The organism is Kitasatospora sp. NPDC056731 (assembly GCF_040687675.1).
GTDB lineage: Bacteria > Actinomycetota > Actinomycetes > Streptomycetales > Streptomycetaceae > Kitasatospora.
The window spans coordinates 89,502-101,384 of the sequence record NZ_JBFBNR010000006.1 but is presented as its reverse complement, the minus strand read 5'-3'; the positions used below and the strand labels follow the sequence as shown (position 1 = coordinate 101,384).

General features: G+C 72.2%; 7 protein-coding genes and 1 pseudogene. 5 read left to right on the top strand and 3 right to left on the bottom strand.

Annotated elements, in window-relative coordinates:
- Nucleotides 1–16: 16 nt before the first annotated feature.
- Complete coding sequence (gene trpS, locus AB0R04_RS08290; protein ID WP_063351340.1) at nt 17–1,057, top strand: tryptophan--tRNA ligase; 1,041 nt, start codon at nt 17–19, stop codon at nt 1,055–1,057.
- 62 nt (nt 1,058–1,119) lie between these two features.
- Nucleotides 1,120–1,608 carry a 2'-5' RNA ligase family protein gene (locus AB0R04_RS08285; protein ID WP_363369230.1) on the top strand — a complete coding sequence of 163 codons (489 nt, stop codon included), beginning with the start codon at nt 1,120–1,122 and terminating at the stop codon, nt 1,606–1,608.
- A 20-nt stretch (nt 1,609–1,628) separates the two neighbouring features.
- Here the strand turns inward: AB0R04_RS08285 and AB0R04_RS08280 are convergent, their stop codons facing one another.
- Both AB0R04_RS08280 and AB0R04_RS08275 read right to left on the bottom strand, forming a co-directional pair.
- Complete coding sequence (locus tag AB0R04_RS08280; RefSeq protein ID WP_363369228.1) at nt 1,629–4,139, bottom strand: CDP-glycerol glycerophosphotransferase family protein; 2,511 nt, start codon at nt 4,137–4,139, stop codon at nt 1,629–1,631.
- Nucleotides 4,140–4,455: 316 nt separating this feature from the next.
- Nucleotides 4,456–8,028, bottom strand: coding sequence for a CDP-glycerol glycerophosphotransferase family protein (locus AB0R04_RS08275; RefSeq protein WP_363369226.1), 3,573 nt, complete (start codon nt 8,026–8,028; stop codon nt 4,456–4,458).
- 134 nt (nt 8,029–8,162) lie between these two features.
- On the opposite strand from AB0R04_RS08275, the pseudogene AB0R04_RS08270 reads away from it, so the two are divergent.
- Both AB0R04_RS08270 and AB0R04_RS08265 read left to right on the top strand, forming a co-directional pair.
- Nucleotides 8,163–9,017 (top strand): annotated as a pseudogene (locus tag AB0R04_RS08270) (glycosyltransferase family 2 protein); the annotation flags it as partial.
- A 198-nt stretch (nt 9,018–9,215) separates the two neighbouring features.
- Entirely contained in the window at nt 9,216–10,163 is a 948-nt protein-coding gene (locus AB0R04_RS08265) for a YihY/virulence factor BrkB family protein (protein ID WP_363369224.1), read from the top strand.
- Between the two features lie 22 nt (nt 10,164–10,185).
- Here the strand turns inward: AB0R04_RS08265 and AB0R04_RS08260 are convergent, their stop codons facing one another.
- Nucleotides 10,186–11,394: a D-alanyl-D-alanine carboxypeptidase gene (locus tag AB0R04_RS08260; RefSeq protein WP_363369222.1), complete on the bottom strand. Its 1,209-nt coding sequence runs from the start codon at nt 11,392–11,394 to the stop codon at nt 10,186–10,188.
- Between the two features lie 142 nt (nt 11,395–11,536).
- On the opposite strand from AB0R04_RS08260, the gene AB0R04_RS08255 reads away from it, so the two are divergent.
- Nucleotides 11,537–11,794 carry an SCO4848 family membrane protein gene (locus tag AB0R04_RS08255; RefSeq protein WP_063349038.1) on the top strand — a complete coding sequence of 86 codons (258 nt, stop codon included), beginning with the start codon at nt 11,537–11,539 and terminating at the stop codon, nt 11,792–11,794.
- Nucleotides 11,795–11,883 lie beyond the last annotated feature (89 nt).

Here is an 11,883-nt window from a genome sequence, read left to right as displayed (position 1 = left end):
TGGAACAATGGCCCGCATGGTCAACGCAGCGGTCACTGGTCCGGTCAAGGACCGTCCCCGGGTTCTCTCCGGCATCCAGCCCACCTCCGGCTCGTTCCACCTCGGCAACTACCTGGGCGCGGTGCGCCAGTGGGTGGACCTGCAGAAGGAGAACGACGCCTTCTACATGGTCGTCGACCTGCACGCGATCACCGTCTCGCAGGACCCGAAGGAGCTGCGCGAGAACACCCGGGTCTCCGCCGCCCAGCTGCTCGGCGCCGGCCTGGACCCGGAGCACTGCACCCTGTTCGTCCAGTCGCACGTGCCCGAGCACGCGCAGCTCGCCTGGGTGATGAACTGCCTCACCGGCTTCGGCGAGGCCTCCCGGATGACCCAGTTCAAGGACAAGTCCGTCCGGCACGGCGCGGACAGCACCACGGTCGGCCTGTTCACCTACCCGGTGCTGATGGTCGCGGACGTCCTGCTCTACCAGGCGGACGCCGTCCCGGTCGGCGAGGACCAGCGCCAGCACCTGGAGCTCACCCGCGACCTCGCCGACCGCTTCAACACCCGCTACAGCCCGACCTTCACGGTGCCGAAGCCGTACATCCTCAAGGAGACGGCGAAGATCCAGGACCTCCAGGACCCGGGCGCCAAGATGAGCAAGTCCGCCTCCTCGGACAAGGGCCTGGTCAACCTGCTGGACGAGGCGAAGGTCAGCGCCAAGAAGTTCAAGAGCGCCGTCACCGACACCGGCACCGTCGTCTCCTACGACGAGGACGGGAAGCCCGGCGTCTCCAACCTGCTGCGCATCCACTCCGCGCTCAGCGGCCAGTCGATCGACCAGCTGGTCGCGCACTTCGAGGGCAAGATGTACGGCGCCCTGAAGACCGAGCTGGCCGAGCTGTTCACCGAGTGGGTCACCCCCTTCCAGGAGCGCACCCGCACGTTCCTGGACGACCCGGCCGAGCTGGACCGGGTGCTGGCGATCGGCGCCGAGAAGGCCCGCGAGGTGGCCGCGCAGACGCTGGAGACGGTGTACGACCGGGTCGGCTTCCTCCCGGCCGCCAAGCGGTGACTCCCCTCACACGCCTGCCCGATGGTGACGGTCTCCCCGGGGCCGTCACCATCGGCGTGTCCGTGAGCGTTCCGGATCCGTACGGTGCGCGGATCCAGGATGCCCGGGCCGGGCACGGCGATCCGCTGGCCCGGTCGATACCGACGCACGTCACCCTGCTGCCGCCGACCGAGGTGCCCGCCGAGGCGCTGCCGAAGATCGAGGAGCACCTGGCGGCGGTGGCGGCCGCGCACCGGCCGTTCCGGATGCTGCTGCGCGGCGCCGGCACCTTCCGCCCGGTCTCCCCGGTGGTGTTCGTCCGGGTCGAGGAGGGCGCGCAGGAGTGCCGGCTGCTGGAGGCGGACGTCCGCTCCGGCCCGCTGGCCCGCGAGCTGGCGTTCCCGTACCACCCGCACGTGACGGTCGCGCACGGCCTGCCGGACGACGCGCTGGACCAGGCGTACGCGCAGGCGCGCGGCTTCCGGGCGGCCTTCCCGGTGCCGGGCTTCGGCCTCTCCCGCTTCGACGCGGACGAGGTCTGGCGGCCCTGGCGGAGCTACCTGTTCTCCTGAACCACCGGACTGACCTTCAACTACCGTACTGACCTTCCGAGTTCGAGCATCCGGTCGACCACCCGGCGGGACGCGCCGCCGTCGTCCAGGACGCAGTGCTCGGCCCGGAAACGCCGGTGGCGCTCCGCGTACCCGGGCGGCAGGGCCGCGCCGGTGTCGGCCAGTTCGCGCAGCGCGCCGAGCAGTCCGGCCGAGGTGGGGACGAGCGGGCCGGGGGCCTGCGGCTCGAAGTCGAAGTAGAAGCCGCGCAGGGTGTCGCGGTAGTGCTCCAGGTCGTAGGTGAAGAAGAGCACCGGGCGGCCGGTGACGGCGAAGTCGAACATGATCGACGAGTAGTCGGTCACCAGGACGTCCGCGACCAGCAGCAGTTCCTGCGGGTCGGGGTAGTCCCCGCAGTCGTACAGGAAGCCGTCCCCGGCGCCCGGCAGCGGCTCGCGGACGTGCGCGTGCGGGCGGATCAGCAGCACGTGGTCCCGGCCGAGCAGGCGCCGGGCGTGGTCGAGGTCCAGCCGCAGGCCGAGTCGGAAGCCGTCGCCGTCACCGCGCTGCTGGTCCTCGCGCCAGGTCGGCGCGTACAGCACGATCCGCTTGCCGTCAGGGATGCCGAGCCGGCGGCGGACGGCCGCGGCGGCGGCCTCGTCGGGGCGGGCGAGCACGTCGTTGCGCGGGTAGCCGGCCTCCAGGATCTCGCCGTCGTAGCGGAACGCGCGGCGCAGGATCGGGGTGGCGAACGGGCTGGGGGAGAGCAGCAGGCTCCACTGCGGGGTCTCCCGGTCGAGCGCCTCCAGGTAGCCGTGGTCGGCCAGCCAGGGGTTGTCGACGTCGTGGGCGATCCGCTTCAGCAGCGAGCCGTGCCAGGTCTGGAGCACCACCTGGCCGGGGCGGCGCTCCAGGAAGTCCGGGAAGTGCGTGTTGCCGACCAGGTACCGGCAGGTGGCCAGCGCGCGGTACCACTCCGGGCTCCAGATCCGGACGGCCCGGACCCCGGGCGGCAGTTCGGCCTGGGCGTCGTCGACCACCCAGAGGTGCTCCAACGGCGCTCCGCGGCGGGCCAGTTCGGCGTGCACCGCGCGCGGGGAGTCGGCGTAGCCGCGGCCGCCGAACACGTCGTACAGCACGGCCTCGCGCAGCGGTTCGCGGCGGGCGGCGGGGTAGTGGACGGCGCGCTGGCGGCTCTGCGTCCAGGCGCTGCGCTCGGTGGGGGTGAGCACCGGGGTGGAGTCCACCAGCAGGGTGTCGTGCCAGCGGCGCTGGAGCAGGATCCGCTTGCCGCCGGCCGTGGTGGCGGCGGGCAGCGCGGGCAGGGCGGCGGGTGCGGCGAGCAGCGGGCGGCTCGGGCCGGGCCGCCCTGCGGGCGTCAGTGCGGCCTCCCAGATGCCCTTGCGCAGGGGCAGCGCGGTGCCGTCGGCGCCGGTGCGGGTGGCGGGCAGTAGGACCTTGAAGCGGCCGTCCTGGTCGGCCTCGACGGGGGAGCGGACCTCGCTCGCGGTGCCGGTGTGCCGCAGGACGAGTTCCAGCCGGTCCGCGGCGCGGTCCGGGCAGCGGCCGGTGAGCTCGAAGCCGCCGGCCCGGACGGAGATCCGCTCGACCAGGCCGGCCGCGGGCTGGACGCACAGCTGGAGCCGGCCGTCGGCGAGGTGCTTGAGGTAGAGGGCGCGGTCCGGGGTGTCGGGCAGCCGGTGCTGGCCGGCGACCGGGCCGCCGCGCTCGTCCGGGCAGAGCTGCTCGGTGCTGCCGTCGGGGTGCAGGAACTCGGTGTCCCAGTGCTCCAGTTCGCCGCTGCCGCGGCCGTCGGCGGTGAACGGCCGGTACGGCAGGTGGACGGCGAAGGTGTTGCCGGTGCGGGCGACCGGCCGTTCGATCACGGCGTCGCTCTGCCGGTGGCGCAGCCGCAGCACGGTGCCGGTCGGGCAGGAGTCCGCGTTGCCGCGCAGGTCGAGGCCGTCGGCGGTGGGGGTGGCGTGGGTGAGCCGGATGCCGGGGCGTTCGAGCAGCAGCCGCAGTCGCCCGTCGGCGAAGTACGGCTGGAGGCGGACGTCGTGGTCCACCCAGTGGGCCGGCGGGTACTCGCCGGAGCCGCACCAGTGCGGGGCGAGGGCGCCGTACCGGCGGCGCAGCCGGGTGGGGCGCGGGCGGGTGAACAGGGTGGTCTCGATCTGCCAGTCGCCGAGCAGCCAGTCGGCGCCGTGGCGCAGCCGGCCGGGCTCGATCAGGGCGGTGAAGCCGGACCAGTCGTGGTTGAGCTCGGGCTGGGCGCTGTCGTCGGTGACTTCGGGCAGCCGGCGGGGCCGGGAGCGCAGATGGACGGGCGGCCGGGTCCCGTCGGTGTGGCGCAGGGTCAGCCAGGTCCAGGCGGAGCCGGGGCGGCCGGTGTCGAGGTCGTCCGGGCGGGCGAAGCCGGTGAGTTCCAGGCCGCGGCCGGTCCAGCGGGCGCGCAGCAGGCCGAAGGTGACGTCCTCGTCGGCGGCGGGCTGGTCGGTGCTCACACGGGGGTCGGCGTGTGGAAGGACGAACCGTGTGAGCGCAGGCATGGCGGGGGTCCTTCGGGACGGGGGCCGGGCCATGGGCGGTGGACCGGGGCCGCCGGACCGATGCCGAGAGGAAACCGGGGCCGAATTCATATCCCATACCGGAACGCCGTCCGGGTCAACAGTGCGAACCGGGGAATTTCCCGTGAAATTCGCTGACAAACACTAGTTCGAGTGCAATGTACAGGCAAAGACCAGGGATATTGTCAGGGAATTCCCAGGAAAGCGCAGAGGCGCCCGACGCGGTTCGCGTCGGGCGCCTCGGTGGGGCTCTCGGGGGTGCTGCGGGCTACCCCGTGTTACTCGGTGCTGCTCGGCACTACTCCGCGCGGAGCATCGCGTCGACCACCCGGGCGGAGGCCTTGCCGTCGTCCAGGTCGCAGTACGCCGTGCGGAACGCGGCGGCCTTGTCGGCGTACTCGGCCGCGACCTCGCCGACCCGGCCGAGCGCGTCGACCAGTTCCTCGGAGGTGGCCAGCAGCGGGCCGGGCGCCTCCGCCTCGAAGTTCAGGCTGAAGCCGCGCAGGTTGTCGCGGTAGTGCTCCAGGTCGTAGGTGAAGAACAGGATCGGCTTGCCGGTCGCGGCGAAGTCGAACACGCTGGCCGAGTAGTCGGTGATCAGCACGTCGGCGATCAGCAGCAGCTCCGCCATGTCGGGGTAGCTGCCGACGTCCCAGATGTAGCCGTTGCCGGCGCCCGGGATCTGACCGCACATCATGCTGTGCCGGCGCACCAGCAGCACCTGGTCGTCGCCGAGCGCGGCCTTGGCCGCCGCCAGGTCGAGCCGCAGGTCCAGCTGGTACCCGCCGTTCGGCCGGCGCCGGTCCTCGCGCCAGGTCGGCGCGTAGAGCACGACCTTCTTGCCCTCGGGCAGTCCGAGCCTTTCGCGCACCTGTTCGGCGGTCTTCTCCCGGTCGGCCGCGAAGAGCAGGTCGTTCTTCGGCGAACCGCTTTCGAGAATCTCGCCCTTGTAATCGAACGCGCGTCGCAGGATCGGGGCCGACCAGCTGTTGCCGGCCGCCAGCAGACTCCAGCTCGGCACCTCCCGGGCGAGGCCCTTCAGGTAGTTCGCGTCCGTGAACCAGACCTTCTCGAAATCGAGGCCGATCTGCTTCAGCGGGCTGCCGTGCCAGGTCTGCAGGACCACCTGGCCGGGGCGGCGGACGAAGAAGTCGGGCAGGTGGGTGCTGGTGACGATGTACTTGGCGGTGGCCAGCGCCTCGAACCACTCCGGGCTCCACAGCCGGATCGCGCTCGCCGACTGCGGCAGATCGGCCTGGAGGTCGTCACTGCCCCACAGGTGCTCCAGCGGCAGGCCGCGGCGGACCAGCTCCTCGTGGACCGCCCGCGGCGAGTCGGCGTACAGGCCGCCGAGGCCGACGTTGTACAGCACGGTGTCGCGCACCGGGTGCCGGCGGGCGTTCGGGTAGTCGACGAACCGCAGCTGGCGCAGCCGGTAGCCGCTGCGCTCCTCCGGCAGCAGCGCCGAGTGCGACTCCAGGGAGAGGCCGTCGTGGTGGCGGCGCTCCAGCACGATGCGCTTGCCCCGGGACTCCACCTCCAGCGGCATCGCGCCGAAGCAGTCCGGCGAGATCAGCGCGTACGAGCTCGGAAGCTCCTCGGCCACGGCGCCGACCGGGCGGAAGAAGACGTTCCAGGTGCCCTGGGCGAGCGGCACCCGGCCGGCGAAGGAGGCCGTCGGCACGGCGGGCAGCGCGGTCCGGAACCGGCCGTCCGCGATCTCCACCGGGTAGACGTGCTCCTCCTCGCGCCAGTCGTGCCGGACCACCAGCTCCCAGCGGTGCGCGCCGGACAGCGGGAACGAACCGCTGAGCAGGAAGCCGTCCGCACCGCGGGCGGAGACCTCGTCCACCACCGGCTGCAGCAGCTGGTCGGAGAACTGCAGGTACCCGCTGGGGGAGGGCTTGGAGTAGAGCGCCCGGCGCTGGTCGACCGGCGCGTCCGGGTTGAGCGGCAGGTGCAGCTGCGCCGGGGCGTTGCGGTCGTCCCAGGTCACCGGGACGGTGCTGCCGTCGGCCAGGACCAGCGCGGTGTCCCAGCGGTCACGGGCGCGCTCGGCGGCCACCGGGTCCAGCTCGGCCCAGGTCTCGCGGAGGGCGGTCAGCTCGGCCACCGGGAAGGACACGCTGAACGGCTGCAGGCTGCCGACCGGCGCGCCCAGCTCCAGCGGGAAGGCCAGCTCGCGGTCGGACTCGACGTGGGTGAGCCGCAGCCGGGCCCCGGCGAAGCTGGAGCCGGAGCGGGCCGCGCCCGACACCTCGACCCGGCCGTCGTGCGAGGCCAGGCCGGTCACCCGGGCCTTGACCGTCTCCACCCGCAGGTAGACGGAGCCGTCCCGGACCCACGGCACGATCCGCACGTCCGGCTCGACCCAGTGCGCCGGGATGTACTGCGCGGTGTCGCTCCAGCCGGCCCAGACCCGGCCCTTGTAGACGCCGCCCTTGCCCGCGCCGGCCACCAGGACGCGCCAGTTGCCGTCCTTCCACTGGCCGCGGTGCTTGAGCTTCTTCGGGTCGATGCCGACGGTGAAGCCGGCCCAGTCGCAGCTGTACAGGTCGTGGTGGCAGCTGGCGGTGGCCTCGGGGCTGTACTGGGTCTTCATCGGCACCGCGATCACCCGGCGGCCCTTGGCCTCGCGCAGCACCAGGGTGCGGACCATGTCGTGCTTGCCGGCCGCGCCCAGCTGCTCCGGGTACGCGTGCCCGGTCAGCTGCAGTCGCCCGCCGACCCAGGCCGTCTCGTACAGCCGGCTGCGCATGACCAGCGAGTTGTCCAGCTTGAGCACGCCGGACGGCACGCTCTTGCGCCCGCCGCGCAGGAACGGGTAGTCGGCGTACGGGCGCAGCAGACCGCGGGCCTGGACGCCGCCGTTGCTCTCGCCCTCGTACTTGATCTGCTCGACGAACTCGTCGATCCGGCCCTGGAGGGTCAGGTGGTACTTGAGCCGCAGCGGCGCCCGCAGCTTGCGGACCTGCTCGGGGCCGATCGCCCGCAGCAGCCGGCTGACGTTCTTGATGTAGGCGTCCCGGTACTCCTTGTCGCCGTCCACGACGGACCAGAAGAACATCGGGATCTCCTCGACGAGGGTGTTCTCGTCGTAGGAGCGCAGGTACTGGGCGAAGCGCGGATCGGTCTGCTTGCGCAGCCAGCCGCGGACCAGCTCGACCGAGGCGACGCGGTCGATCAGGCCCTTGGGGTTGGTGCGCATCTGGGTGATCGACATCTCGCCGACCTCGCGCTCGCGCCAGTGGTAGATCGGCTCGCAGAGCACGTCCACGCTCTTGGCGAGGTAGTGGTGCGGCACGCTGACCGGCGCGTCCTCGTACAGGATGCCCTCGGGGTAGAGGATGCCGGCCGCGTCGAAGAAGGAGCGGCGGTACACCTTGTTCCACGCGGTGCGGTCGGTGACCAGCGCCGGGACCTCGGTGATGTGCGTCTTGAGCTTGGTCTCCCTGAACGGCCGCGAGTGCCCGCCGGACTGGTAGTAGCCCACCGCGCGGAACCGCAGCACGTTGCCGGTGGCGAAGTCCGAGCCGGTCTCGTCCAGAGTGTTGATCATCAACTCGTACGCGCTCGGCGGCATCGAGTCGTCACTGTCGACGAAGCACAGGAACTCGGCGTCCGGGTCGATGTGCCGGATGCCGGTGTTGCGGGCCGCGCCGAGGCCCTTGTTCACCTGGCGGACCAGCCGGAACCGCGAGTCCTTGGCCGCGTACGCCTCGGCGAGGGCCGCGCTGTCGTCCTTCGAACCGTCGTCGACCATGACGCACTCGAAGTCCGTGAAGGTCTGGGCGGCGATCGAGTCGAGGCATTCGACCAGGTAACGCTCGACGTTGTAGATCGGAACGACGATGGAGAGGCGGGGAGCCATCGGCTACGCAGGCCTTTCTCGGGAAGGAGCGTGGCAGCCCGTTGAGGGCCTGACCGCACTTTGGATCGGTGCGTACGTGCGCACCGATCCTACCTCCGGGCCATGGGGCCCTTCGGGGCCACTACGCTGGGCCCGTGCCCCGCTTCAGCGTGATCGTCCCCGTGTACCAGGTTCAGGACTACCTCGCCGAGTGTCTCGACTCGGTGCTCGGCCAGGGCGGCCCCGACCTCGAACTGATCGCGGTGGACGACCGCTCCCCGGACGGCTGCGGCCCGATGCTCGACGAGGCCGCCGCCGCCGACCCGCGGATCCGGGTGCTGCACCTGCCCGAGAACGTCGGCCTCGGCCGGGCCCGTAACGCCGGCCTGGAGGTCGCCACCGGGGACTACGTGATCTTCCTCGACAGCGACGACACGCTCACCCCCCAACTGCTCAAGAGCGTCGACGACCGGCTCGCCGCCACCGGCGACCCGGACGTCCTGGTCTACGACTACGCCCGCACCTACGCCGACGGCCGGATCACCCGGGCCGCCTCCGCCCACGTGTTCGGCGCCGCCTCCCCGGACGTCTTCGACCTCGCCGCCCGCCCCGACCTGCTCGACCTGCTCCAGGTGGTCTGGAACAAGGCCTACCGCCGCGACTTCGTCACCGCCCAGCAGCTGGTCTTCCCGGCCGGCTACTACGAGGACACCCCCTGGACGTACCCGGCGCTGCTCGCCGCCGCCCGGATCACCCTGCTCGACGAGGTCGGCGTGCACTACCGCCAGCGCCAGGAGGGCGGCAACATCCTGGCCACCGCCAGCCGCAAGCACTTCGACGTCTTCGCCCAGTACGACCTGGTCTTCGCCTTCCTGGACCGCCGCCCCGACCTCGACCACTGGCGCCCGGTCGTCTACGGCCGGATGCTGCACCACCTCAACACCGTCGTCTCCAAGCCCGGCCGGATCCCGCCCGGCGACCGCCGCGAGTACTTCCGCCGCGCCGCCGCCCACTGCGCCCGGCTCCGGCCGGCCGGCTACCGCCCGCCGCCCGGCGTGGACGGCGTGCGCACCGAACTGCTCAGCCACGGCCGCTACGGCGCCTACCAGGCCGTCCGCGCCCTCGCCCGGGCCCGCCGCCTGGTGAAACGCTAGAGACTGCGCCGAGCCTGACGGCCATTCGGAGGACGGACCGGTATAACCGGTCGGGTGGACTTCCTGACCCGCCTCCCGGTCATCGGCCCGCTCGTCACGTGGGTGCTGCGCAGCCGCCCGTACCGGGTGTACGAGTACTTCTCCGCGGCCCGGGGCAACCGGCTGGCCGGTGCGGTCACCTTCTTCGGCTTCCTCGCCCTGTTCCCGCTGCTCACGGTGGGCCTGGCGATCGCCGTCTCGACGCTCAGCAGCAGCCAGGTGGCGGACCTGCAGAAGCACATCTCCGACCAGCTGCCGGGCATCTCGCAGGCGCTCAACCTGCCGTCCCTGGTGGCCAACGCGGGCGCCGTCGGACTGGTCAGCGGGGCGCTGCTGCTGGTCTCCGGCCTCGGCTGGGTGGACACCATGCGCACCTCGATCCGGGACGTCTGGCAGCTGCCCGACGACGACACCAACGTGGTGCTGCGCAAGGCCTGGGACTGCGCGGTGCTGGGCGGCCTCGGCGTGGTGTCGCTGATCTCGGTGGGCGCCTCCACCGCCGGGACGACGCTGGCCGGGCGGATCGCCGACTGGACCGGCCTGCGCAGCGGCTACCTGCTGACCGGGGCCGGCGTGCTCATCGCCATAGCGTGCGACACGCTGCTCTTCGCCTACCTGCTGGCGCCGTTCCCCGGGATCGGCGGCCAGCGCCGGCGCGACGTGCTGCAGGGCGCGCTGATCGGCGCGGTCGGCTTCGAGCTGCTGAAGGTCCTGCTCGCCTCCTACCTCGGCTCCGTCGCCGGGAAGAGCCTGTACGGCGCCTTCGGCGTGCCGGTGGCGCTGCTGCTGTGGATCAACTTCGTCTCCCGGCTGCTGATGTACTGCGTGGCCTGGACGGCGATGGCCGATCCGGTGGCCGCCCGGGAACGCACCCGGGAGCACGCCCGGGCGCTGCTGGCGGCGGCCGACGAGGCGCAGGCGGCCGCGGACACGACGGCGGCCCGGCCCCGGGAGAAACCCTGAGGCCGGGCCGTCCGTCCGGCCGTCACCAGCCGGCCGCTCCGCGGCGGCCGCGCCGCAGGACCAGCACCCCGTAGCCGGCCGCGGCCGTCACCAGCACGACGGCCAGCCAGCCGCCGAGGCCGAGCCCGTCGTCCTCGGCGGCGGGGGTGGCAGTGGGGGCGGCGCCGGGCCGGGTGGCGGGGGTGGAGTCCGGCGGGGGCGCGCCGGCGGTGCCGCCGGCCTGGCCGCTCGGCTCGCCGTCCGGCGGGAGTTCGTCGACCAGCTTGCCGACCGGCTGCACCTTTCCGGCCGCCGCGAAGCCCCAGTCCAGCAGGGCCGCGGTCTCGTCGTAGACCTTCTGGTAGCTGTCCGGGTGCATCACGGTCACCAGCAGGGTGCGGCCGTTGCGTTCGGCGGCGCCGACGAAGGTCGAGCCGGCGTTGGTGGTGAAACCGTTCTTCACCCCGATCAGGCCGGGGTACTTGCCCAGCAGGCGGTCTGTGTTGGCGATCCCGAAGCTGCCGCGCTGGCCGGTGTTCTTGTCCACCGCGCCCGGGAACATCGCCTGCCGGGTGGCGCAGTACATCCGGAAGTCGGGGTTGCGCAGGCCGGCCCGGGCGAACAGCGACAGGTCGTAGGCCGAGGAGAGCTGCCCGTCCATGTCGTAGCCGTCCGGGGAGATCACCCGGGTGTCCCGGGCCTGGAGGGCGTCGGCGCGGGACTGCATCTCGACGACGGTCTGCTCGACGCCGCCGTTCATGTGCGCCAGGACGTGCACGGCGTCGTTGCCCGAGCTCAGGAACACCCCGCGCCACAGGTCCTCGACCCGGTATTCCAGGTTCTCCTTGATGCCGACCAGGCTGCTGCCCTCACCGAGCCCGAGGATCTCCTCGTCGGCGACCTTGTGCACCGTGCTGCGGTCGAACTTGGGCAGCACGGTGTCGGCGAAGAGGATCTTCAGGGTGCTGGCCGGGGCGAGCCGCAGATGCGGGTTGCTGGCCGCCAGCACGTCGCCCGACGTGGCGTCGGAGACTATCCAGGACTCGCCGGTGAGGTCCCTCGGCAGGGCCGGGGCTCCGGCCAGCGGCGAGACCTGGACGCCGGAGCGCCCGAGCCGCTCGCCGCCGACCGAGGGAGCGGCCGGGGGCGGCTCCTGCGGGGCGGCGACCGCCCCCGGGGCGGCTAACAGGGCCGGGAGGACCGCGGCGGTCGTGACGAACAGATGCGCGAATTTCTGACGACGTGTGGACACGCGCAGACCGTACCCACTCCGGGGCATCCGCTGTGCGCCACACCGGGCCGGTCCTCCGTACGAGGGGCCCGCCCTACGCCGATCGGCGGTCCGCGCATACTGGGGGACGCACCCCGCCTCCCCACCCCCGACGAGGACCCCCATGAAGCTCAGCCGCCGCACCTCCTGGTTCCTGACCGCCTTCGGCGTCTGGTCGATCATCATCTGGACCACCTTCGTCAAGAACCTCTGGAAGGACTCCGGCGGCCAGGCCTTCACCAACGGCGACCACTCCCAGCCCACCGCCTTCTTCTGGATCCACCTCCTCCTCGCCGTCACCTCCTTCCTCCTCGGCATCGCCGTCGGCGCCATCGGCCTGCGCGGCCTCCGCGCCACCCGCCGCACCCCGGCCACCGACTGAATCTCCGTTGCCGCTGTCGGTCCCCACTGGAAAGATCCTCACCGCTCGTACACGTAACGAGATCTCTCGATCAAAGGGGTGGGGTACCT